Origin of the sequence: Nesterenkonia halotolerans, from assembly GCF_014874065.1 — a bacterium.
GTDB classification, from domain to species: Bacteria; Actinomycetota; Actinomycetes; order Actinomycetales; family Micrococcaceae; genus Nesterenkonia; species Nesterenkonia halotolerans.
The window spans coordinates 478,686-499,864 of sequence record NZ_JADBEE010000002.1 but is presented as its reverse complement, the minus strand read 5'-3'; the positions used below and the strand labels follow the sequence as shown (position 1 = coordinate 499,864).

Here is a 21,179-nt window from a genome sequence, read left to right as displayed (position 1 = left end):
TCCAGCGCCGTGAGCTGAGGACCGCAGGACTGACCGGCTTTGCAGACGCGGATCACGCCTCAGGTTCTACGTTATCCAGAATACTGTTCCATCTGACGGAGCGGATCTGTAGGCTGACTGAACGATGCGGGTCTGCCAACACTAGGGTTGCCTGGCTAGGAGCAATGCTGATGTCTCTCACGATCTTCGCCTACCGGACCTTGATTTGGATGAGCCAACAAGAATCTCGGCGCATTCCGATCTGTCTGGTGCCTGACGAGATTCTCCCTCCCAAAGAACAACCATTCATTCGCAGCGAATTGGATGAACGCGGATGGTTGAGCATCCATGAAGAGTCACTTCGCAGCGACCCCCATTCGGCACTATCTCCGGACGGACACTTGCAAGGTCGCCACTGGCACGCCGAGTACCCTGTCTACAGCGCGGCATACGAGATCCTCACTGCGCTGCCCCACCCTCAGGATGGCCACCTCTCCGGGGCGCATGACGCTTTCGACGCCTCGCACTGCGACCCCGTTCTCAACCGAAATTTCAGTGAAGACGAGATCCACGGGGGTGCGAGGCTGCTTCATCAGGAAGAGCACATCCTCGCCGTGAAGACGCAGAGTGAGTTTCTCTCTCGCTTGGAACTGACTTCGGTGGGTGCGGAAGTTCGAAATGAACAGCGTGTTCCAGGGTTGCAGCAGGGTTAGTAGGCGGCCGAAACAGCGCCGAAGCGCCGGGCGGAGCGAGCACGGTCACAGGACACGCCCTGACTCCAACAGCGCCCCAGTAGAGCGTATTGAGTGCCAAGACCCCCGGTTGCGAAGAAGCGCCCAGATCGCTGAATCGACAGCCCTAAGGCTCTGTAGAACGGGCTTCTAGCGGAGACTGCATCTTGGTCCGGCGAGAGTGTGGTCAGACCCTCCACCTCGATTCCTTCAATGCTCACGCGGGTTCAACCCGAACCCCTTGGGGACTGCCAGGCGGCGAGCACCATCCTCACTCGAGTGTTGCGCATCACACGGGACCGTCCTAAAATGAACACGAATCATTATCTGAATGGAGGAGATCTCTGTGAGCTCACGGCTTGAGAATTTCATCAATGGAGCATTCGTCGAGGCCACAGGCTCCTCGGACATGGACGTCGTCAGCCCGGTCAGCGGGGAACGCGTCGCCGTCTCCCCCATTTCGGAGGCCGCCGATGTCGACGCCGCCTTCGCCGCGGCCCGGGAGGCCTTCGCCGCCTGGAAGTCCGTGACCCCCTCGGAGCGGCAGCGCTGCCTGCTCGCCCTGGCGGACAAGATGGAGGAGCATTCAGACGAGCTGGTCGAGGCGCAGCACCGCAACACCGGTCAGCCGCGGAGGATCATCGCCGAGGAGGAGGTCGCCGCGGGCGCCGATCAGCTGCGCTTCTTCGCCGGCGCGGCCCGCCTGCTGGAGGGCCGTGGCGCCGCGGAGTACATGGGGGGCCACACCTCCTATGTGCGCCGTGAACCGCTCGGCGTCGTCGCGCAGATCACCCCCTGGAACTTCCCGCTGATGATGGCCATCTGGAAGATCGGACCCGCACTGGCCGCCGGCAACACGATCGTGCTCAAGCCGGCCGAGTCCACCCCAGAGTCCACGCTGGTCCTCGCTCGGCTGGCCGGTGAGGTCTTCCCCGCAGGCGTGCTCAACGTGGTCCTCGGCGACGGAAGCACCGGCAAGCTGCTCACCGAGCATCCCACCCCCGCGATGGTCGCCATCACCGGCTCGGTGCGCGCGGGTCAGCATGTCGCGGCCTCCGCCGCGGAGGGCGTGAAGCGCACTCACCTCGAGCTCGGTGGCAAGGCGCCCGCCGTCGTCTTCGCCGACGCAGACCTGGCCAAGGCAGCCGAGGCGCTGATCACCTTTGGCACCTTCAACGCTGGGCAGGACTGCACGGCTGTCACCCGAGTGATCGTGGAGGACAGCATCCATGACGAGTTCGTGGACCTGCTCGCCGCCGAGGCGCGCAAGGTGACCACTGGCCACTCCGACGACGCCAAGAACGACTTCGGCCCACTGAACAACGTGCGCCACTACGAGACGGTCTGCACCAAGCTCAAGAACATCCCGGCCCACGCCACCGTGGTGACCGGTGGCGCGCCGTCGGAGGATGCCACGGGCTTCTTCGTCGAGCCCACCATCATCACCGGGGTCCGCCAGGAGGACGAGCTGGTTCAGGAGGAGACCTTCGCCCCGGTGCTCACCGTGCAGCGCTTCTCCACCGAGGAGGAGGCCATCGAGCTCTCCAACGGGGTGGAGTACGCACTGGCCTCCAGCGTCTGGACCACGAATCACACCCGCGCGATGCGCTTCACCCGGGACCTCGACTTCGGCTGCGTCTGGGTCAACACCCACCTGCTGCTGGTAGCGGAGATGCCGCACGGCGGGTTCAAGTCCTCTGGCTACGGCAAGGACCTCTCGAACTACTCAGTCGAGGAGTACACCCGGGTCAAGCACATCATGCACGCTCTGGACTGACCCGCCGGCGCAGTCCGTCGATCAGCGCATCGAGCGCCATCTCGAAGGCGCGATCGGCGGAGCCGCGGGCATCAGCCGCGCGCAGGGCCGCCGCTTCAGCGAAGGCTGGCGCCATCTCCAGGAGGCCGCCCGGGTCGAAGATGTCAGCCGGGGCAGAGGCGTCGAAGGCGGCACCGAAGACCAGCGCCTCGATCCCGACGATGATGTCCACCGCGTCACGCTGCTCGACCCCCGCGGAGTGCAGCGCCGTGAAGACGTGTTCATACATCTTCACCGACTGCGGCGCGTCGGCGATGGGCAGCACCGCGATCAGCGGGATCAGCTCGGTGTGCTCGATGTAGCACTCGCGGTAGGAGTGCGCCCAGTGGCGCAGACCCTGGGGCCAGTCCTGGTGATCGAAGGCGCTGTAGTCGATCTCCTCGTTGAGCCGGTCCTGGATCAGCACCAACACGTCATGTTTCGAAGACACATGGTTATACAGCGCGGAGGCAGAGACGCCGAGCTTCCGTGCGAGCCCGGCCATGGTGAGGTGGTCATAGCCGCGCTCGGCCACCAGCTCCATGGCGCGTCCAGCGATCATGCTGCGCGAAAGCACCGGAGAGGTGGGGCGTCCTCGGCGTCGAGGGCTTGTCTTCTCCGCGGCCACTGCTGAGGTCCTTTGCTCGATGCTGCGCTTCATGGGCTGACAGCGACTCAATCTACCGCGAGTCGCTCCACCGCCCGTGTAACACCCAGATGAAATCCCGCCCCAGGGGCTTGACAGCAGCTCGACACTGCCCGTTAATGAATATAGTTAATTTAAATGTGAAGGGGAACACTATGCAGACCACCAGATCAGTGGGCAGCGCCGAGGCGCTGGAGGCCGACGTCGTCGTCGTCGGTGCAGGTCCGGCCGGGCTCATGGCGGCTCGCACGCTGCAGGCCGCCGGACAATCGGTGATCGTGCTCGAGGCGCGGGACCGGGTCGGCGGGCGCACCTGGTCCAAGGAGATCGACGGGGCCTTCCTGGAGATCGGCGGCCAGTGGGTCTCCCCCGATCAGACGGAGCTCCTTGGCCTGCTCGAGGAACTCGGCATGGGCACCTTCTCCCGCTACCGCGAGGGCGCGAACATCTACCTGGACCGCGAGGGCGAACGCCACGAGTACACCGGCGACATGTTCCCCGCCCACGAGCGCACCGTGGCCGAGATGGAGCGCATCATCGGCATCCTCGATGAGCTGGCCGCCTCGATCGGCCCCGCCGAGCCGTGGGCGCACCCGAAGGCCCGCGAGCTGGACACGGTGACCTTCAACGAATGGCTCCGGGAGCAGACCGAGGACGCCGCCGCGCGGGAGAACATCGCGATCTTCCTGGCCGGTGGGATGCTGACCAAGCCCGATCATGCCTTCTCCGCGCTGCAGGCTGTGCTGATGGCCGCCTCCGCGGGCTCCTTCAGCAACCTGGTCGATGAGGACTTCATCCTGGACCGCCGCGTGATCGGCGGCATGCAGAGCGTCTCCGAGACCATCGCCTCCCGGCTCCACGAGGGCTCGGTGCATCTGGAGACCCCGGTGCGCACCATCTCCTGGAACGACGACGGCGGGGCTACCGTCTTCTCCGACCGGGTCACCGTCCGCGCCCAGCAGGTGATCCTCGCGGTGCCGCCGAACCTCTACTCGCGGATCAGCTTCGAACCGGCGCTGCCCCGCCTGCAGCACCAGATGCACCAGCACCAGTCCATGGGCCTGGTGATCAAGGTCCACGCGGTCTACGCCACACCGTTCTGGCGGGACAAGGGCCTCTCCGGCACCGGATTCGGACCCAACGAGATCTGCCAGGAGGTCTACGACAACACGAACCATGAGGACACCCGCGGGACCCTGGTCGCCTTCATCTCCGATGAGAAGGCCGATGAGATGTTCGCCCTCCCCGAGCAGGACCGGCGCGAGGCGATCGTGCGCTCCCTGGCCGCCTACCTGGGCGAGGAAGCACTCACCCCCGAGGTCTACTACGAGTCAGACTTCGGCTCCGAGGAATGGACGCGCGGTGCCTACGCGGCGAGCTTCGACCTCGGCGGCCTCTCCCGCTACGGCGCCCACCAGCGCCGCGCCGTGGGCCCGCTGCACTGGGCCTGCTCCGACCTCGCCGCAGAGGGCTACCAGCACGTGGACGGAGCTCTCCGCCAGGGTCGCCGGGCCGCGCAGGACATCGTGCACCGGCTCGCGGAGCACACACCAGATCACATGGAGGTCAACCATGGCTGAGCATTCCTTCAACCGGGTGGCAGTGGGGTTCGGCGGCGATGAACGCAGCCACGACGCCCTGGCACTCGCAATCGCCCTGGCCCGTTCGGCTTCAGCGACCCTCGACGTCATTCTGGTCCTCAAGGAGGACGACCCGTTCAACCCCGCCTACCCTCCGGTGGGCAATGTGCAGGGGATCATCGCCGAGCAGGCCCAGCAGTGGATCCACGAGGCCGAAGCGGTCATCCCTGCCGAGGTCACCCACCACAGCCACGTCCGCCCCGCCCGCTCGGTGGCCGAGGGCCTCGTGGCAGCGGTCGAGGAGCTCGGCTCCGATGTGCTGGTCACCGGGTCCGGCATCGGATTCGGCCGGATCATGACCCACCCGGCAGTCACCGCCCTGCTGCACAGCGCGCCAGTGCCCGTGGCGCTCGCCCCGGCGGGCTACCGCGCGGCCACCACCATCACCGATGTGATGGGCGCCGTCTCCGCCGCCCACCCGCAGCATCAGGTCGCCGGGACCAGTGAGGCCTGGGCTGCTCAGCTCGGCGCCGAGCTGAGCTACGTGACCTTCCAGGATGGTGACGCCGCCCGCGGGGCCGGCACGCCTGACGGAGAGTCCGGCAACTCGTCCGACGAAGGCGAGGCCGGCAACAGCTCCGCGAAGCACATCGTCGCCCGCGGCAAGACTCTGCGTCACGCCGTGGACACCGTGGACTGGCCCCAGGGAGCGATCCTGCTCATCGGCTCCTCCCCGCTGGCCCGCCGCCGGCACATCTTCCTGGGCATGACCGCCGCCCGCGTCCTGTCCCATCTGCCGATCCCCATGGTCCTGCTGCCGCGCGACCTCGAATCCAGTGCGCCCCAGGCGCGCTGAGCCAGGAGAACATCATGAGCGAATCACCTAGCACCAGCGTTGAGGCCACGGGACAGCATGCCCACAGCAAGGGGCTGAGCATCGGAAGCATCGGCGTGCTCGGCGCCGTCGTCATCGGGGTCTCCACCATCGCCCCGGCCTATACCCTCTCCGGGGCCCTGGGCCCCACAGCCTCGGCGGTGGGCGACCACCTCCCGGCGGTGCTGATCGTCGGGTTCATCCCGATGCTGCTCGTCGCCCTGGGCTACCGGCAGCTGAACCGGGCCATGCCCGACGCCGGCACCACCTTCACCTGGGCGTCCAAGGCCTTCGGCCCCTGGGTGGGCTGGATGGGCAGCTGGGGGCTGCTCGCGGCCACCATCCTGGTGCTCTCCAACCTCGCCGGGATCGCCGTGGACTTCTTCTACCTGGCGATCAGCCAGCTCACCGGCGTGGACTCGATCGCGGAACTGACCCGCAACGTCCCGATCAACGTCATCACCTGTGTGATCTTCATGGCGATCGCCGCCTACGTCTCCTATCGCGGCATGGAGACCACCAAGACCGTGCAGTACGTGCTGGTCTCCTTCCAGCTGGTGGTGCTGCTCTGGTTCTCCATCGCCGCCTTCCGCCACGCCTCGGTCGGCTCCGCCTTCGACGCCACCGCCTTCAGCTGGGAATGGTTCAACCCCTTCGGGATCGAGTCCTTCTCCGCCTTCGCCGCCGGCATCGCCCTCTCGGTCTTCATCTACTGGGGCTGGGACGTGGTCCTGACCATGAACGAGGAATCCCGAGGAACCACCACCACTCCGGGTCGTGCCGCGATCCTGACCATCCTGGTGGTCGTCAGCCTCTACACCGTGGTCACCCTGGGTGCGCTGTCCTTCTCCGGAGTCTCCGAGGGCGAGTTCGGCCTGGGCAACCCTGATATCCAGGAGAACGTCTTCGCCGCCCTCGCCGGTCCGGTCATGGGTCCGATGGCCATCCTGATGTCCCTGGCCGTGCTGTCCTCCTCGGCGGCCTCGCTGCAGTCCACGATGATCTCTCCCGCCCGCACCATGCTGGCCATGGGTCACTACGGGGCGCTCAGCCGCAAATACGCGCAGGTCAGCCCGCGCTACCAGACTCCGGCCTACGCCACCGTGGTCGCCGTCGTCATCGCCTCGGTGTTCTACGTGGTGATGCGCATCATCTCCGAGAACGTCCTCTGGGACACCATCACCACGCTGGGCATGATGGTCTGCTTCTACTACGGGATCACCGCTCTGGCCTGCGTCTGGTACTTCCGCGCCGAGGCCACCGCCTCCGCCGGCGCCTTCTTCAACAAGTTCCTGGCTCCCCTGGTGGGCGGCATCCTGCTGCTGATCTTCTTCTGCCAGACCATCTGGGACTCCATGGATCCCGACTACGGCTCCGGCTCGGAGATCGGCGGCATCGGCCTGGTCTTCATCCTGGGCATGCTGGTCTTCATCCTGGGCATCGCGGCGATGTTCTGGCAGTACCGCAAGCGTCCGGAGTTCTTCCGCAACCGCTTCGAGACCACCGAGTTCATCGCCGACTGACCCGTCCTATCCGACCCAGCCGCATTCTGCGACAGGAGCACCATGACCTCGCTTCAGCACGCGCTGCGCATGCCCCCCGAATGGGCGCCGCATGAGCGCACCTGGATGGCCTTCCCGCCGAGCAACGACACCTTCGGCGACCCCGGCTCGGCCACTCTCGAAGCCGCCCGGGCAGCCTGGGCCCGAGTGGCCCGGGTGATCGCCCAGTATGAGCCCGTCACCGTGGTGGCCGCACCCCATGACGAACCCGCCGCTCGCGAGCTGCTCGGCGAGGTGGCCACCATCGTGCCGATGCCGCTCGACGATGCCTGGATGCGCGACATCGGCCCGACCTTCGTCCACCAGGACGACGGCGAGCTTGCCGCCGTCGACTGGATCTTCAACGGCTGGGGAGCGCAGAGCTGGGCGGCCTGGGACCGCGACGCGCACATCGCGGCGGCCATCACCGCGCAGGCCGGCAGCAGGCGGATCACCAGCGACCTCGTCAATGAGGGCGGCGCCTTTCACGTGGACGGTCGCGGCACGGTGCTGCTGACCGAGACCGTCCAGCGCGATGAGGGTCGGAACCCCCACCAGAGCCGAGAGCAGATCGAGGCGGAGATCCACGCGAAACTGGGCACCAGCAACGCCGTCTGGTTCCCCCGCGGGCTGGCCAAGGACTATGAGGAGTTCGGCACCCGCGGACACGTGGACATGTTTGCCGCCTTCACACCCGCCGGTCACATCCTGCTGCACCGCCAGGAGGACCCCAGCCACCCCGACCACCAGGTCACCGAGGAGATGCGCAGCTTCCTGGAGTCCGCGCGCGACGCCGAGGGCAAGCCGTTCACCATCATCGAGGTCCCCGCGCCTCAGACGTTGAGGCAGGACGGGGAGTACGTGGACTGGACCTATATCAACCACTATGTGGCCAACGGCGTGGTCGTGCTCTGCGCCTACGAGGACCCGCGCGACGAGCAGGCCGCGGCCCTCCTGGCCCAGGCCTATCCCGACCGGGCCATCGAACTCGTCGACGCCCGGGACATCCTGCGCTTCGGCGGCGGCATCCACTGCATCACCCAGCAGCAGCCATCCCCGGCCAGTGCAGGAGATTCAGGCGGTATCGCGGAATCGTGGCTGCGATGAGCAGAGCACGCTTTGACGTGGTCGAAGCCACGATCTCCCAGCTGCGCGATGCGCTCGAGGACGGCCGGACCAGCAGCGAAGAGCTGCTCAACGCCTACCTGGAGCGGATCGCCGCGTATGACCAGCAGGGACCGCAGCTGAACTCCCTGGTGGTGATGAATCCGCAAGCGCTGGCCGACGCTCAAGCCTCGGACGCGCGGCGCGCTGCCGGTGCACCGCTGAGCCCGCTGGACGGCATCCCCTACACGGCGAAGAACAGCTACATGGCCCGGGGCCTCACCGTCGCCGCGGGCTCCCACGCCTTCGCCGATCTGGTCGCGCAGCATGACTCCTTCGTGGTGGGACGGCTGCGCAGCGCCGGTGCGGTGCTGATCGGCCTGACGAACATGCCGCCGATGGCCAATGGGGGCATGCAGCGCGGCGTCTATGGCCGGGCCGAGAGCCCGTACAACCCGGAGTACCTGACCTCGGCCTTCGCTTCCGGCTCCTCCAACGGCTCCGGCACCGCGACCGCGGCGAGCTTCGCCAGCTTCGGGCTGGCGGAGGAGACCTGGTCCTCGGGGCGGGCACCGGCGTCGAACAATGCACTCTGCGCCTATACCCCCTCCTGGGGAGTCATCTCCATGCGCGGGAACTGGCCGCTGGTGCCGACGATGGACGTCGTCGTCCCGCAGACCCGCACGATGGCGGACCTGCTGGAGGTCCTGGACGTAATCGTCGCCGATGACCCACAGACCCGCGGTGACTTCTGGCGGGTCCAGCCCTGGCTTGCCCTGCCGCGAGCCTCCGAGCTGCGACCGGAGTCCTATACCGCGCTGGAGGTCGCGGATCACCAGACCGCCTACGGCATCCTCAGCGGCCTGCGCGTCGGAGCCCCGCAGATCTTCCTGGGGAAGGACCCCGAGGCCGGGACGGCACCGGTCCATGCCGACGGGACCACCGGCATCGGCGGCTCCACCGGCCGCACGATCCACCCACGGGACTCCGTGCTGGAGCTCTTCGAGGCCGCCTGCGCAAGCTTCACCGAGCACGGCGCCGCGCTCACCGACTGTGACCTGCCGGTGCTGAGCAACTACGAGGGAGACCGACCAGGCGCCCCCACGATCACCGGCCGCGGGCTCGTGCCCGAGGAATATCTGCGCCAGGAGGTGGCGGAGCTCAGCGCCTGGGCCTGGGAAGACTTCCTGCAGGCCAACGGGGATGAGGCGCTGCACAGCCTCGCCCAGGTCGATGGCAGTCAGATCTTCCCCGCACCTCCCGGGGCTCTGCCTGATCGCTACGACGGGTTCGACGACGATATCGCCACGCTGCCCGTGCTGATCCGCGAGCGCCCCGACCTGCAGCTCGGGGACCTGGCGCTCATGGAAGAAGGCATCACCGGGCTGGTGCGCACCCGGGAGCAGGACTTCGAGCAGTGGCTGGACCAGCTTGGACTCGACGTCATCGCATTCCCCGCAGTGGCCGACGTCGGACCGGCCGACGCCGATGTCTCCCCCGCCTCGGCCGAGGTCGCCTGGCGCAACGGCGTCTGGGTGGCCAACGGCAATCTCGTCTGGCGACACCTGGGCATCCCCACCGTGACCTTGCCCATGGGCACGATGCACGACACCGGAATGCCCGTGGGCATCACCTTCGCCGGCCGCGCCTACGACGACGTCCGGCTGCTGCGAGTCGCCGCAGCCTTCGAGTCGACCGGTCACCGGCGCACCGAACCTCCGGCGACCCCCCGCCTCTAGCAACCAGCACCCTGCATACCTCTTGATCTTCCCGAAAGGCCGATTCCGATGACGCTGTCCCCCACCTCCTCCGTGTCCTCCCGCGCCCTGCCCACACTGGAATCTCGGCTCCCGCAGCGCCGGGAGCTGCTCACCGCGATCCCCGGACCCGCCTCGCAGGAGCTGGCCGCCCGCCGCGCCAAGGCAGTCCCGGCGAGCGCGGTCTCCACGATGCCCGTCTACGCTGCCGACGCCGACGGCGGGATCATCCGCGACGTGGACGGCAACAGCTTCATCGACCTGGGTTCCGGGATCGCGGTGACCTCGGTGGGCGCCAGCGCTCCCGCCGTCGCGCAGGCGGTGACCGAGCAGGTCGGGCACTTCACACACAGCTGCTTCATGGTCACCCCCTACGAGGGTTATATCGCGGTGGCCGAGGAGCTCGCGCGGCTGACCCCTGGTGACCACGAGAAGCGGACCGTGCTGTTCAACTCCGGTGCCGAGGCCGTGGAGAACGCGGTCAAGGTCGCCCGGCTCGCAACGTCTCGGCAGGCCGTGGTCGCCTTCGATCACGCGTATCACGGGCGCACCAACCTCACCATGGGCCTGACCGCGAAGACCATGCCGTATAAGACCAACTTCGGTCCCTTCGCCCCGGAGATCTACCGGATGCCCATGAGCTACCCCTACCGCGAGGCCAACCCGGAGATCACCGGAGAAGAGGCCGCGCGCCGGGCGATCGAGCAGATGGAGAAGCAGATCGGGGCTGGATCGATCGCCGCGATCCTGATCGAACCGATCCAGGGTGAGGGTGGCTTCATCGTCCCCGCCGAGGGGTTCCTGCCCACCCTCGCCGACTGGGCCCGGGAGAACGGGGTGGTCTTCATCGCCGACGAGGTCCAGTCCGGCTTCTGCCGCACAGGAGCCTGGTTCGCCTCCGAGCACGAGGGCGTGGTGCCGGATCTGATCACCATGGCCAAGGGCATCGCCGGCGGCATGCCGCTCTCAGCGGTCACCGGTCGGGCCGAGCTCCTCGACGCCGTCCACGCCGGTGGTCTGGGGGGCACCTACGGCGGCAACCCGGTGGCCTGCGCCGCAGCGCTGGCCACGCTGCACACGATGGAAGAACAGGATCTCGCCGGCCGTGCCCGCGGAATCGAGGAGCTCGTGACACCGCGGCTGCGCGCGCTGGCCGAGGAGCTCGGCGGAGATCAGGGGCCCATCGGTGAGGTTCGCGGACGGGGGGCGATGCTCGCCGTCGAACTGGTCAAGCCCGGCACCACCGAGCCGGACCCGGAGACCACCCGCGCCGTGGCTGCCGCGTGTCTGAGCCAGGGGGTGCTGATCCTGACCTGCGGCACCTACGGCAACGTCGTCCGGCTGCTGCCCCCGCTGGTGATAGATGAGCAGCTGCTCAGCGACGGCCTGGAGGTGCTCGAATCTGTCCTGCGCAGCCACTCCAGCACCGCCTCCGACCTCACTGCACCCTCCCACGTCACTGCCCCCTCCCACGTCACTGCCGCGAAGGGCTGATCCGATGACATCACCCGATCTGACCTCACCCGATCTTCAGGCACACGATCTGACCTCCCGCGTCCAGGCCACGCTGGCCGCCACCCCGACCCAGCTCTTCATCGACGGGCGCTGGCGTGAGGCCGACTCCGGGTCCCACTTCACCGTGGAGAACCCCGCCACCGGGGACGTCCTCGCGACGGTGGCCTCGGCCGGTTCCGTGGACGCGGCTGCCGCCATGGATGCCGCCGCCACCGCGCAGGAGGCGTGGGGACGCACCTCCTCGCGCAGCCGGGCGGAGATCCTGCGCCGAGGCTTCGACCTGGTGCAGGAACGCGCCGAGGACCTGGCACTGCTGATGACGCTGGAGATGGGCAAGCCGCTCGCGCAGTCCCGCGGCGAGGTCGGCTACGGCGGCGAGTTTCTTCGCTGGTTCTCCGAGGAGGCGGTGCGCGACTACGGGCGCTACGCCGACACTCCGGAGGGGAATCTGCGCATGCTCGTCACCCGCAAGCCGGTGGGTCCGTGCCTGCTGATCACCCCGTGGAACTTCCCACTTGCCATGGCCACCCGCAAGGTCGCCCCTGCCATTGCGGCGGGCTGCACGATGATCCTCAAGCCCGCAGGTCTCACCCCGTTGACCGCGCTGTACTTCACCCAGCTCATGACGGAGGCGGGACTTCCGGCGGGCGTGCTCAACGTGCTGCCCACCGATTCTCCCGCGGAGATCTCTGAGCCGCTGCTGGCCGATTCCCGACTGCGCAAGATCTCCTTCACCGGATCCACTGCGGTGGGCAAGCATCTGATGCGCCAGGCCACCGAGAACGTGCTGCGCACCTCTATGGAGCTTGGCGGGAACGGCCCGTTGCTGGTGTTCGAGGACGCGGATCTGGACAAGGCCGTGGCTGGCGCGATGGCCGCGAAGATGCGCAATATGGGCGAGGCCTGCACGGCCGCCAACCGCCTGCTGGTCCACGAGTCAGTGGCCGAGGAGTTCATCGCCAGACTCGCGGAGAAGATGTCCGCACTGAAAGTGGGGCCCGGGCTCGAGGAGACCTCCGACGTCGGCCCGCTCATCGACGCCAAAGCCTGCGCCTCCGTGGAAGGCCTGGTCGTCGAGGCAGTGGAGCGCGGCGCCAAGGTGGTCGTCGGCGGTCACCGGATCGAGGGACCCGGCCACTTCTATGCCCCGACCCTGCTCCGCGACGTCCCCGCAGAGGCCCGGGTCATGCGCGAAGAGATCTTCGGACCTGTCGCCCCGGTGATGACGTTCAGCACCGAGGACGAGGCCGTGGAACTTGCCAATGCCACCGAATACGGGCTCGCCTCCTACGTGTTCACCGAGAACATCTCCCGGGGACTGCGGATCGGCGATCGCATCGACTTCGGTCTGCTGGGGCTCAACGTAGGAGTCATCTCGAACGCGGCCGCGCCCTTCGGCGGGGTCAAGCAGTCAGGGCTGGGCCGGGAAGGTGGGGCCGAGGGGATCAGCGAGTACACCAGCACCCAGTACATCGGCGTCGAGAGCCCCTGGGGTCCCGCCTAGGAACCTCAGGGCACGAGCTGCGTGGCCGCGATCTCCACGCCGGTGGCTCGCTGGACCTGGATCTCGGCCGTCTCGGTGGCGGTCAGGGCGTTCGGGGCATGAAGGGTGACCACGACGACATCCTCATCCTCCATCTCGTACTCCGAGACTGACGCGCTCCGATTGGCGTGCATCTGCCCGACCTCCTTCTCGTCCAGACGGCGGCGAAGTGTGACGGCGACTCGGTACTCAGTCATGGTTGCTTCCTCTCATATCGTCATGGCGTGGCAGCCATGACCAGGAAGTTAGCCGTCGAAACTGGTCGAACGCTCCATGGTGACGAAGAAAGTCCTGGTCAGCGCGTCTGGCGGGCACGTTCGGTCGCTCTGGATGACTGAACGGGAGTCATCCTGCGCATGTGGACCAGGGATGAACCAGTACCCTGACATCACGGAGAGCACCTGTGCGCAGCGTCACGCGAACATGCTCTGCGACGGCGTCAGCGCGTAAAGAAAGTGGGCAGACATGCACCCCAGGAAGACCATCACTGACTCCCACCACCTCGGGAAACAGTCTCCTCGACATCGCCTCATCGCTGTCTCCGCACTCACTGCACTGCTCCTGTCCGGCTGCGCAGGGGGTGCCGAGGAAGACCCCGCCGCACAGTCCACCGCGGCCGCCGTGGAGACTCCCAGCACCCCGTCGTCGTCCGACGCTGAGCCCACCGATGCTGAGCCCACCGAGACCGAGTCCGCCGAGGAATCCAGCGAGGCGACTGCCTCACCGGAGAGCGACGACGCGTCGGAGCCGGAAGTCCTGGAGGAGTCACGACCGGCGTCCTTCTCGATTCCGGCCATCGATGCAGACTCCGAGCTGCTGCACCTCGGCCTGCGCGAGAACAACACACTGGAGGTGCCGCCGGGCGCTCCCGGGTCTCCCGCGAGCTGGTACACCGGCTCCCCCACCCCAGGTGAGGCCGGGCCGTCTGTCTTCCTAGGCCATGTGGACGACTCCGCCGGCCAGCCCGGGGTCTTCGCCGCTCTGCCGCAGCTCGCCGAGGGCGACGAGATCAGCGTCTATCGCGAAGACGGCAACACCGCGGTGTTCTCCGTGACGAAGGCGGAGCAGTACGGGAAGAACGATTTCCCGACCCTGGAGGTCTACGGGAACACCGATGAGGCTGAACTGCGGCTGATCACCTGCGACGGGTACAACGAGACGACCGGCGAGTACGAGGACAACTATGTCGTCTATGCAACCCTCATGAATTAGGCCGAGGGGCACCCCTCTGGGGTGGATCTGTGAGCGAAAACACTTTTTTTCGAATTTTTCCCATCCGATTCTGATCTGGCTCCGAACTCCCATCACGTGACCTGGTCGACACCATGATCGAGTCCGTGCAATCACATCATTTTCGATGAGGAGTTCTCACATGCGTACATCAAAATTCTTCGCTATCCCCACCGTGGCACTGGGTGCCATGCTCATGACCGCAGCCCCGGCCATGGCCCACTCCAGTCACGGTGGAGAGACCGACGGCGCCGCCACCTCCGACTCCAGCCAGTCCTGGTCCTTCCAGGCCAACCTGGACCCGCTGAACAACTCCGGCACCGTCGGTGACGTCCTCATCGAGGGTCAGGGCAACCAGGCCACCGTCTACATGACCGTCGACGGCGCGGCCGAGACCTTCATGGACGGACCCTTCCCCCACGCCCAGCACATCCACTTCGGCTCCCAGGGCATCTGCCCGCCAGCCGATGCTGATCAGAACGGCGACGGCGCCGTCAACGTCGAAGAAGGCGCACCCTTCTACGGCGGCATCGGATCCTCGCTGACCATCGAAGGTGACACCTCTGCCGATTCGGCCCTGGCTGTGGAACGATTCCCCGGTGGCAGCAGCTACACCTACGAGCGCAGCCTGGAACTGCCCGATGACGTGGTGGCCTCCATGGTTGACGGCACCGGCGTCGTCGTCGTCCACGGCGTCGACCCCACCGTCCTGAGCGAGGAAGCAGCCAACGCTCAGTCCGAGCTGGACGACTCCCTGCCCCTGGCAGCGACCCTGCCCGCGGCCTGCGGCACCCTGACCGGATCGCAGATGGAAGGCATGCCTGAGGGCGGTGCCGACACCGGCGTCGCGGGCGGCGCCTCCGAAGGCTCCGGGATGGCCATGGCAGCCGGCGGCGGAGCGCTCGCCCTCGGAGCCATCGGTGCAGGTGCGTACTTCATGCGCCGCAACCCCAGCGAGTCCTGAACACAATGAACGCCTCACCCACAGCGTGAGGCGATCACCGCGCGTGATGCTCGTCAGCTGACGCCACGCGCACGATGTGGCTTCGCGGAACCTCGGTTCCGTGGAGCCACATTTTCGTGCGCCCGGTGCCCCGCAACCAGTGCCCCGCACCCGACGCCCGAGGCACCCGTTTGAAAAAAATCTGAGAAACAGCGTGAGGATCTTCCGCGCGCTGCGTCTTAGCTTGTGTCTGATCGATTCGGTCAGAGTTTCCGTTCACACAGAGCGCGTTGAAGCGCTCATGGATTCACAGGAGATTGACCATGACTGAGAACACTTCCGCTGCCCAGAAGCCCGCACAGGCCGCCGCGCAGAACAGCAACGGCCAGAGCGCCGAGCTGACGCGCAAGCAGGCCGCCGCCGCCAGCAACAGCCCGCTGGTCACCGAGTACGGGGCGACCACCGTGGAAGAGACTGTCGTCCAGAAGCTCTCCGGCATCGCCGCCCGCGAAGTCCCCGGGGTCTACGCCATGGGAAACATCGCCCGGCGCACCTTCGACGCCATCTCGGAGCGCATTCCCGGCTCGCGCACCCAGGTCAGCGGTGGCGTGTCCGTGGAGAAGGGCGAACGCCAGACCGCCATCGATCTGATCGTGATCGTGGAGTACGGCGCCGCCATCGTGGAGGTCGCCGAGAACATCCGCCGCAACGTGATCCGTTCGGTGGAGCACGGCACCGGGCTTGAGGTGGTCGAGGTCAACATCACCGTCGCCGACGTGCACCTGCCCGGCGAAGATGACGAGCAGCCCCGCGAGTCCGGCCACGAGCTGGCCTGACCCTGAAGTCCACCGAGCGAAAGAGCAAGCACATGAAAGCATCACATGTAGGACTGTTCGTCGGCCTGATCCTCGGCGTCGTCGCCATTCTCGAGGGTTTCCTGGCGTTCCTCGGGGTCGCCTTCCTCGGTGGACTGGGCCTGTTCGTGGGCCTGGCCATTGAAGGTCGGGTGGACCTGAACAACCTCACAGAACGGCGCCGGCGATGAACACCGCGGCGCAAAAGACCACGGCCCCCGAGACCCGCGGCAGGCTCATCATCAAGGATGCCGCAGTGGAGAAGACCGCCGCGCATGTGGCGGGAGAGCTCAGCGGCGTATCGGCCACCGATCGCCTGACCTTCGCCGGGCTCGGCACCGGGTCCCGGGTGCGTCCGAAGACAGCAGTCCAGATGAACGGCGGCATCGCCAACATCACCGTGCACCTGGCCCTGCCGTATCCCGCCCCGCTGGAGAAGCTCACGGATCGCGCGCGGAACCACATCCGCGTCGAGGTCCAGCGCCTCACCGGCGTGACGGTCGGCTGGGTGGATGTGCGCGTGGACCAGCTGCTGGTCGGCACCGAGGAAAGGACCCTGCAATGAGTTCTCCCAAGATCCGACGGCGACCCGATCGGCGCATCCCCGCCCTGGTGGCCGCGACGATCATCCTCGCAGCGGGCATCCTGGGCATCTGGTGGTCCGTCGCGGCCATCGCCGCGCAGCAGCCGCTGAGCGGACTCGACGGCCTGGAAGCCCTGACCTGGGGCGCAGCTCCAGTGATCGGCGCGGCGATCCTCGCCGTCGTCCTGGGGGTGATCCTGGTCGTGCTCGCGCTGAAACCGGGCCGCGCCGCCGTCGTCGAGATGACCATGGGCGAGTTCGGAGGCGAGCGGACCACCGTGATCACGACCCGCGGGCTGGGCCGCATCGCCGCCGCGGAGGCCGAGCGCACCGATGGGACCGTCTCCACCCGTGCGGATGCCAAACCCTCGGCGGTGCGAGTTGCGGTAGGGACCGTGGCGCCCGACAACAGGGACACTCGGAAGCTGCTGAGCGACCGGATTCAGGAACGCTTCGATGGTCTGGAGCTCAAGCGGCGCCCCCGGGTGGCCGTGACGATGCAGAGGAAGGACAAGCGATGATCGCCGTCTCGAAAGCTCCCAACAGGCTGATCCTCTTCCTCCTGGGAGTCGTGCTGCTCGCAGCCGGCGCCGCCGTGGTGGCAGTCGCGCTGAGCCTGCTGACCCAGTGGGAGCAGGCGCCGGCCCCGGATGATGCACTCGGCTCCCACGATGCGCTGCCGGCATGGCTTCCCGCAGGAGTGCTGGCAGCAAGCGTGGTCCTGGTGCTGCTGGGACTCTGGTGGATCATCGCCGCAGTTCCTCGCTCCGAGCGCGCTGGGGATCTTCAGCTCCAGCGCGACGGCCGCGCTGGGGTGAGCCTGCTCAGCTCCAGCGTCCTGCAGCGCGCCATCGCTGAGTCCGCCGAGAAGCTGCCCGGGGTGCTCAGCGCCACGGTTCGGCTCGAGGGCACGGCGAAGTCCCCCGGACTGCTGATCAAGGTCGAGGTGGATGAGCGCAGCGCGATCCGCCACACCGTGGAGCAGCTGCACCGGCAGACCTGCGCTGAGGTTGAGCAGTCGCTGCAGGCGAAGCTCACCGGGGTGCGAGTGATCGTGGATCCGGTGCGACGCTCCGCGAGGTCCCATGAGGCCGAGCTGCAGCTCACCTGATTTCCCAAACCCGACCGGGCACCGGCCGCGTCAGGGACAAGACCACTTCATGTGGACGTGACACAACAGAACATCTCATCGATGAAAGGAACCCGACCATGAGTGTTGGAGACAAGATCAGCAACGCCGCCGAAAAGGCCGCGGGTGCGGCCAAGGAGACCGTGGGCAAGGCCACCGGCGACCGGGAGACCCAGGCCGAAGGCGCGGCGCAGAAGAAGAAGGCCGAGATGAAGCAGGCCGGCGAGAAGACCAAGGACGCCGCCCGCGACATCACCAACTGATTGACCCACTGACAACGTCCGCTGGCCCCGGTGATGCACCGGGGCCAGCGGACGCGTCTCGGGTGAAGCACTCTCCCCGTCAGGGGACCAGGAGACCTCGGGAGGGACGAACTGACTGAGCACGACACGTCCGGACTCCGCCCTCCCCGGGCGGCGGATGAGCACGACATGAACGACGACGAGGCTGCCCTGGTCGAACGGGCAAAGGCCGGGGACCTGCTGTCCTTCGCCTGTCTGTTCGAGGATTCCGAGCCGGCCGTGCTGGCGCTGTGCCTGCGGCTGCTCCGCTATGAGGGCGAAGCGCGACTGATCGTCGAAGATGTGTTCCTCACGGCGTTCAGGCACCTGGGTTCCCTGCCGGCCGAGGTTCGATTCCAGCACTGGGTGCTCCGCCTGGCGGCTCACCGATGCCTCTTCGTCATCCGGGCGCGGACCGACCGGCCAGAACCGACAACCGAGTACTCATCGCAGCTCGACGCGGCACTGACGACGCTCTCGGTGGATGAACACCTGGCATGGGTCCTCCACGAGGTCGATGGTCAGCCCCTCGCGGCCATCGCTGAGATCCTCCAGGTCTCTCCGGAGAAGGTGCAGCAGAGGTTTCACCGGGCGCGGTCCGCGCTCGGAAGGCTTGCTGACGAGGGTGCCGACGCGGGGACCGACCAGCGGGCAGACCAGAGAACCCGCCGCGCGGCGGACGACTCTGCCGGTCTCTCCGATTAGCGGCGATCCTCCCCGTGCCGCGCGACGAGTCCGCACAGCCAGGCGCGGCCGGTTTCTTTCGCTGGGTCGAAGGCGAAGGGCCGTGTCCAGATGTGCGTGAAGATCTCCGCCAGTGCGTTCTCGGCGGCGTTCTTCTCCGGTGACTTCTTCAACAGCAGCAGGAGCAGGGTGCCGGCATACCGGCGATACAGCTCTGCGAAGGCTGCTTCGTCTCCACGCTGGATCTCGAAGAGGAGCCCCGCGCAGGGGTCTTGCAGCGGGTCAGGTGTGCTCACATGCGGCTCCGGAGCCAGCGAAAGGGACGCCACCGGAGTGTGCCGGTGAGGTCCCTTCCGCACGGGTGTGGTCTCCAACGATCAGCGGCGTCGAACGATGGCCTGCCAGATGATCGAGACGATGAGGCCGCCGCCGATGGCGAAGAGCCAGGTCCCGAGGTCGAAGAACGCATCGTTGACGTTGATGCCGAACAGGGTCGCGGCGATCCATCCGCCGAGCAGAGCGCCCAAGACGCCAGTGATGAGGGTGACGATCCACCCACCAGGCTGTTTGCCCGGAAGAATGGCGCGCGCAATCGCGCCGGCGATGAGGCCGAGGACGATCCAACCGATGATGCTCATGTTTCTGCTCCTTTGGCAGTGCTTTTCTTGAGTGGGGACATTTCGACGGCGGACCCTGGAGCGGCGTGCTCAAACGTGGGCGCCATGGGGTGAGCCTTGAGCCGCGGCCGAGTGATTCCGGGCCGCGCCTTCGAACTGATCAGCGTGAAGCATGCCTTCAGCAGGACGCCTGCGGCTGCGGTCACGACGAGCGCGAAGGCGAAGGCGTTGACTGTGGAGATCAATGCGGGGTCCATGGCGGCCCCCTTATGCCTCAGGCGCGAAGGAGAACTTCAGGTCGCGGGAGACGAAGGCCTCCCCCAGCATGCGTTCCACGTTGGGGATGATCCCCTCGGAGACCAGCTCCATCACCGCTGACGGGTCAACGTCCTGAATGATCGTGCAGTGGAGGTGGAATACCAGGTCGTCTGGCGTTCCTGAGATCTCCACCATCGCGCTGTCCACATGCTGGTGAGCCATCAGGCCCGCGGCGGCCGCCTTGGCCATCTGGTCATACTGCTGGTGTTCGCTTCCGGTGACCGGTGCTGTCGAACCCGCCTCTGATGTGCTGCGCTGCGCATCTGGCGTGATCCGGCTTGTGGACCCGGAGTGGGTGGTGAAGGTGCTTGGTGTTGCGGTCTCGTCCATCGTGCTCTCCTGCTTTTCGTGTGCCGCAGCCGAACCTCGTCTAACTGTTTCCCCTGTAACAGTTAGAAGGTATAACGGTTAGACAGAAATAAGCAAGCAGGTACACTGGTGGCATCAACCCAGGGAGGCACTAGTGAGTATCGACACTCCTGGAGCCACCAGCGCGGTGGCTCCCGCTGCAGCAGCAGACACCGATGCACCCGACCATGGCCCCGCGGAGGACCCGCGCGGCAAGACGGGTGCGGGCTACTGGTACGCCAGAAGCGAGGAATCCTACTCCTCCATCGACCTGCTGAACCTCCTGCGCGAATATCGCGAGGCTGAGAAACAGATGCGCGCCCGAACCCGGGACTCGATGCGCATGGGAGAGACGGACCTGGTGGCCCTGCGCTTCTTGGTCCGCGAACGCTCAGCCGGTCGCGTCCCCCGCCAGCGCGATCTCGCCGACGCCCTCGGGCTGACCGCCGCCTCGACCAGCGTGCTGGTGGACCGGCTCTCCCGCGACGGCTACATCCAGCGCATCCCACACCCCGCCGACCGGCGCTCCGTGGCGCTGGAGATCCTCGGCGAAACCGACCGCGAGGTCAAGGCCACCCTCAGCGGGATGCACGCGCGGATGATCGCCGCCACCGAAGGCCTCACCGAGGAGGAACGCGCAGGCGCCGCCAAGTTCCTCCGCGGCCTCATCACCAGCGTGAGGGACCCGAGTCTCGACGAGGCCTGACCCGCACGGCAATCCGGGGCGAACCGCTTCTCCCACCCATCTGTCGCATGCCTATGCCATGTCCCACCGCTTTGGACGGAAATAACGATGGGACATGGCATAGGCATGCGACAAGTGTGACCGAAGTGGCCTCAGCGAGGTTTCTTAAGCGGCTAAGGCCTCGAACACGTAGACGATGAAGATCCAGACCGGCAGCACCACGAATCCAACCATCACGCTCAGAACGGCGAGGCCGATGCTGCGCCCCCACAGGGCGAAGGCCGCCCCGATGAGGCCACACGCGAACGGCGCGGCCAACAGCCAGGGGCTGGCGAGCGCGCCGTCGTCGTTCCAGTCCCAGATCACCACCGGTGAGACCACCGCCAGCCCCATAGAGACCAGGGCGGCGGTGAGTCTGCGTCGGTGCATGCGGGATCAGCAG

At 66.9% G+C, this 21,179-nt stretch carries 25 protein-coding genes; 19 read left to right on the top strand and 6 right to left on the bottom strand.

Annotated elements, in window-relative coordinates:
• Window positions 1-170 precede the first annotated feature (170 nt).
• Together H4W26_RS12565 and H4W26_RS12560 are read left to right on the top strand one after the other, a co-directional pair.
• Entirely contained in the window at window positions 171-692 is a 522-nt protein-coding gene (locus H4W26_RS12565) for a hypothetical protein (RefSeq protein ID WP_192592543.1), read from the top strand.
• A 364-nt stretch (window positions 693-1,056) separates the two neighbouring features.
• The gene (locus H4W26_RS12560) at window positions 1,057-2,487 is read left to right on the top strand and encodes an aminobutyraldehyde dehydrogenase (RefSeq protein WP_192592542.1); all 1,431 of its coding nucleotides are present in this window, start codon (window positions 1,057-1,059) and stop codon (window positions 2,485-2,487) included.
• Here H4W26_RS12560 and H4W26_RS12555 read toward each other — a convergent pair.
• Window positions 2,468-3,133 (bottom strand): TetR/AcrR family transcriptional regulator, encoded by a 666-nt coding sequence (locus H4W26_RS12555; RefSeq protein WP_318779882.1) that lies wholly within the window; start codon window positions 3,131-3,133, stop codon window positions 2,468-2,470. The two genes, H4W26_RS12560 and H4W26_RS12555, sit on opposite strands and share 20 nt — an antisense overlap.
• 173 nt (window positions 3,134-3,306) lie before the next feature.
• Here H4W26_RS12555 and H4W26_RS12550 point away from each other — a divergent pair, with 173 nt between their 5' ends.
• The 7 genes from H4W26_RS12550 to H4W26_RS12520 are packed head-to-tail and all read left to right on the top strand — an operon-like array spanning window position 3,307 to window position 13,026.
• Complete coding sequence (locus H4W26_RS12550) at window positions 3,307-4,731, top strand: flavin monoamine oxidase family protein (RefSeq protein WP_192592540.1); 1,425 nt, start codon at window positions 3,307-3,309, stop codon at window positions 4,729-4,731.
• Window positions 4,724-5,587 carry a universal stress protein gene (locus H4W26_RS12545; protein ID WP_192592539.1) on the top strand — a complete coding sequence of 288 codons (864 nt, stop codon included), beginning with the start codon at window positions 4,724-4,726 and terminating at the stop codon, window positions 5,585-5,587. The genes H4W26_RS12550 and H4W26_RS12545 overlap by 8 nt, the downstream gene beginning before the upstream one ends.
• A gap of 14 nt (window positions 5,588-5,601) precedes the next feature.
• Window positions 5,602-7,128, top strand: coding sequence for an APC family permease (locus tag H4W26_RS12540; protein ID WP_192592538.1), 1,527 nt, complete (start codon window positions 5,602-5,604; stop codon window positions 7,126-7,128).
• Between the two features lie 42 nt (window positions 7,129-7,170).
• Window positions 7,171-8,253, top strand: a complete 1,083-nt coding sequence (locus H4W26_RS12535) for an agmatine deiminase family protein (RefSeq protein ID WP_225940017.1) — start codon at window positions 7,171-7,173, stop codon at window positions 8,251-8,253.
• Entirely contained in the window at window positions 8,250-9,989 is a 1,740-nt protein-coding gene (locus tag H4W26_RS12530) for an amidase (RefSeq protein WP_192592537.1), read from the top strand. The genes H4W26_RS12535 and H4W26_RS12530 overlap by 4 nt, the downstream gene beginning before the upstream one ends.
• Before the next feature lie 48 nt (window positions 9,990-10,037).
• Complete coding sequence (gene gabT / locus H4W26_RS12525) at window positions 10,038-11,501, top strand: 4-aminobutyrate--2-oxoglutarate transaminase (protein WP_192592536.1); 1,464 nt, start codon at window positions 10,038-10,040, stop codon at window positions 11,499-11,501.
• A 4-nt stretch (window positions 11,502-11,505) separates the two neighbouring features.
• Window positions 11,506-13,026: an NAD-dependent succinate-semialdehyde dehydrogenase gene (locus H4W26_RS12520; protein WP_192592535.1), complete on the top strand. Its 1,521-nt coding sequence runs from the start codon at window positions 11,506-11,508 to the stop codon at window positions 13,024-13,026.
• Between the two features lie 5 nt (window positions 13,027-13,031).
• Here the strand turns inward: H4W26_RS12520 and H4W26_RS12515 are convergent, their stop codons facing one another.
• Complete coding sequence (locus H4W26_RS12515) at window positions 13,032-13,262, bottom strand: hypothetical protein (RefSeq protein WP_192592534.1); 231 nt, start codon at window positions 13,260-13,262, stop codon at window positions 13,032-13,034.
• Between the two features lie 268 nt (window positions 13,263-13,530).
• Between H4W26_RS12515 and H4W26_RS12510 the strand changes: the two genes are divergently transcribed.
• From H4W26_RS12510 to H4W26_RS12470, 9 genes are all read left to right on the top strand, one after another.
• The gene (locus H4W26_RS12510; RefSeq protein WP_192592533.1) at window positions 13,531-14,277 is read left to right on the top strand and encodes a class F sortase; all 747 of its coding nucleotides are present in this window, start codon (window positions 13,531-13,533) and stop codon (window positions 14,275-14,277) included.
• A 160-nt stretch (window positions 14,278-14,437) separates the two neighbouring features.
• Window positions 14,438-15,259 carry a hypothetical protein gene (locus tag H4W26_RS12505; RefSeq protein WP_192592532.1) on the top strand — a complete coding sequence of 274 codons (822 nt, stop codon included), beginning with the start codon at window positions 14,438-14,440 and terminating at the stop codon, window positions 15,257-15,259.
• 302 nt (window positions 15,260-15,561) lie between these two features.
• Window positions 15,562-16,074, top strand: a complete 513-nt coding sequence (locus H4W26_RS12500; protein ID WP_192592531.1) for an Asp23/Gls24 family envelope stress response protein — start codon at window positions 15,562-15,564, stop codon at window positions 16,072-16,074.
• A 32-nt stretch (window positions 16,075-16,106) separates the two neighbouring features.
• The gene (locus H4W26_RS12495; RefSeq protein WP_192592530.1) at window positions 16,107-16,283 is read left to right on the top strand and encodes a hypothetical protein; all 177 of its coding nucleotides are present in this window, start codon (window positions 16,107-16,109) and stop codon (window positions 16,281-16,283) included.
• On the top strand, window positions 16,280-16,657 hold the full coding sequence (locus H4W26_RS12490; protein WP_192592529.1) for an Asp23/Gls24 family envelope stress response protein: 378 nt from the start codon (window positions 16,280-16,282) through the stop codon (window positions 16,655-16,657). The genes H4W26_RS12495 and H4W26_RS12490 overlap by 4 nt, the downstream gene beginning before the upstream one ends.
• Window positions 16,654-17,196: a DUF6286 domain-containing protein gene (locus H4W26_RS12485; protein WP_192592528.1), complete on the top strand. Its 543-nt coding sequence runs from the start codon at window positions 16,654-16,656 to the stop codon at window positions 17,194-17,196. Before H4W26_RS12490 ends, H4W26_RS12485 begins: the two co-directional genes overlap by 4 nt.
• On the top strand, window positions 17,193-17,786 hold the full coding sequence (amaP, locus tag H4W26_RS12480; RefSeq protein ID WP_192592527.1) for an alkaline shock response membrane anchor protein AmaP: 594 nt from the start codon (window positions 17,193-17,195) through the stop codon (window positions 17,784-17,786). Before H4W26_RS12485 ends, amaP begins: the two co-directional genes overlap by 4 nt.
• Before the next feature lie 98 nt (window positions 17,787-17,884).
• Window positions 17,885-18,067 carry a CsbD family protein gene (locus H4W26_RS12475; RefSeq protein WP_192592526.1) on the top strand — a complete coding sequence of 61 codons (183 nt, stop codon included), beginning with the start codon at window positions 17,885-17,887 and terminating at the stop codon, window positions 18,065-18,067.
• 168 nt (window positions 18,068-18,235) lie between these two features.
• On the top strand, window positions 18,236-18,790 hold the full coding sequence (locus tag H4W26_RS12470) for an RNA polymerase sigma factor (protein ID WP_192592525.1): 555 nt from the start codon (window positions 18,236-18,238) through the stop codon (window positions 18,788-18,790).
• Here the strand turns inward: H4W26_RS12470 and H4W26_RS12465 are convergent.
• The 3 genes from H4W26_RS12465 to H4W26_RS12455 form a co-directional block, all read right to left on the bottom strand.
• The gene (locus H4W26_RS12465) at window positions 18,787-19,065 is read right to left on the bottom strand and encodes a hypothetical protein (protein ID WP_192592524.1); all 279 of its coding nucleotides are present in this window, start codon (window positions 19,063-19,065) and stop codon (window positions 18,787-18,789) included. The two genes, H4W26_RS12470 and H4W26_RS12465, sit on opposite strands and share 4 nt — an antisense overlap.
• 81 nt (window positions 19,066-19,146) lie before the next feature.
• Window positions 19,147-19,407 carry a GlsB/YeaQ/YmgE family stress response membrane protein gene (locus H4W26_RS12460; protein WP_192592523.1) on the bottom strand — a complete coding sequence of 87 codons (261 nt, stop codon included), beginning with the start codon at window positions 19,405-19,407 and terminating at the stop codon, window positions 19,147-19,149.
• Window positions 19,408-19,653: 246 nt separating this feature from the next.
• Entirely contained in the window at window positions 19,654-20,034 is a 381-nt protein-coding gene (locus H4W26_RS12455; protein WP_192592522.1) for a hypothetical protein, read from the bottom strand.
• Window positions 20,035-20,167: 133 nt separating this feature from the next.
• Here H4W26_RS12455 and H4W26_RS14060 point away from each other — a divergent pair, with 133 nt between their 5' ends.
• Window positions 20,168-20,758 carry a MarR family winged helix-turn-helix transcriptional regulator gene (locus H4W26_RS14060; protein WP_318779881.1) on the top strand — a complete coding sequence of 197 codons (591 nt, stop codon included), beginning with the start codon at window positions 20,168-20,170 and terminating at the stop codon, window positions 20,756-20,758.
• A 144-nt stretch (window positions 20,759-20,902) separates the two neighbouring features.
• Here H4W26_RS14060 and H4W26_RS12445 read toward each other — a convergent pair whose 3' ends face one another.
• Complete coding sequence (locus tag H4W26_RS12445; protein ID WP_192592521.1) at window positions 20,903-21,166, bottom strand: hypothetical protein; 264 nt, start codon at window positions 21,164-21,166, stop codon at window positions 20,903-20,905.
• Window positions 21,167-21,179: the final 13 nt, after the last annotated feature.

Bases quoted from the DNA above. Each gene is read 5' to 3' on its own strand.
- H4W26_RS12485 (WP_192592528.1), top strand. From the start codon at position 16,654: ATGAGTTCTCCCAAGATCCGACGGCGACCCGATCGGCGCATCCCCGCC.
- H4W26_RS12550 (WP_192592540.1), top strand. From the start codon at position 3,307: ATGCAGACCACCAGATCAGTGGGCAGCGCCGAGGCGCTGGAGGCCGAC.
- H4W26_RS12565 (WP_192592543.1), top strand. From the start codon at position 171: ATGTCTCTCACGATCTTCGCCTACCGGACCTTGATTTGGATGAGCCAA.
- H4W26_RS12445 (WP_192592521.1), bottom strand. From the start codon at position 21,166: ATGCACCGACGCAGACTCACCGCCGCCCTGGTCTCTATGGGGCTGGCG.
- H4W26_RS12500 (WP_192592531.1), top strand. From the start codon at position 15,562: ATGACTGAGAACACTTCCGCTGCCCAGAAGCCCGCACAGGCCGCCGCG.
- H4W26_RS12475 (WP_192592526.1), top strand. From the start codon at position 17,885: ATGAGTGTTGGAGACAAGATCAGCAACGCCGCCGAAAAGGCCGCGGGT.
- H4W26_RS12460 (WP_192592523.1), bottom strand. From the start codon at position 19,407: ATGAGCATCATCGGTTGGATCGTCCTCGGCCTCATCGCCGGCGCGATT.
- H4W26_RS12470 (WP_192592525.1), top strand. From the start codon at position 18,236: ATGAACGACGACGAGGCTGCCCTGGTCGAACGGGCAAAGGCCGGGGAC.
- H4W26_RS12505 (WP_192592532.1), top strand. From the start codon at position 14,438: ATGCGTACATCAAAATTCTTCGCTATCCCCACCGTGGCACTGGGTGCC.
- amaP (WP_192592527.1), top strand. From the start codon at position 17,193: ATGATCGCCGTCTCGAAAGCTCCCAACAGGCTGATCCTCTTCCTCCTG.
- H4W26_RS12520 (WP_192592535.1), top strand. From the start codon at position 11,506: ATGACATCACCCGATCTGACCTCACCCGATCTTCAGGCACACGATCTG.
- H4W26_RS12515 (WP_192592534.1), bottom strand. From the start codon at position 13,262: ATGACTGAGTACCGAGTCGCCGTCACACTTCGCCGCCGTCTGGACGAG.
- gabT (WP_192592536.1), top strand. From the start codon at position 10,038: ATGACGCTGTCCCCCACCTCCTCCGTGTCCTCCCGCGCCCTGCCCACA.
- H4W26_RS12540 (WP_192592538.1), top strand. From the start codon at position 5,602: ATGAGCGAATCACCTAGCACCAGCGTTGAGGCCACGGGACAGCATGCC.
- H4W26_RS12510 (WP_192592533.1), top strand. From the start codon at position 13,531: ATGCACCCCAGGAAGACCATCACTGACTCCCACCACCTCGGGAAACAG.
- H4W26_RS12455 (WP_192592522.1), bottom strand. From the start codon at position 20,034: ATGGACGAGACCGCAACACCAAGCACCTTCACCACCCACTCCGGGTCC.
- H4W26_RS12530 (WP_192592537.1), top strand. From the start codon at position 8,250: ATGAGCAGAGCACGCTTTGACGTGGTCGAAGCCACGATCTCCCAGCTG.
- H4W26_RS12545 (WP_192592539.1), top strand. From the start codon at position 4,724: ATGGCTGAGCATTCCTTCAACCGGGTGGCAGTGGGGTTCGGCGGCGAT.
- H4W26_RS12535 (WP_225940017.1), top strand. From the start codon at position 7,171: ATGACCTCGCTTCAGCACGCGCTGCGCATGCCCCCCGAATGGGCGCCG.
- H4W26_RS12495 (WP_192592530.1), top strand. From the start codon at position 16,107: ATGAAAGCATCACATGTAGGACTGTTCGTCGGCCTGATCCTCGGCGTC.
- H4W26_RS12490 (WP_192592529.1), top strand. From the start codon at position 16,280: ATGAACACCGCGGCGCAAAAGACCACGGCCCCCGAGACCCGCGGCAGG.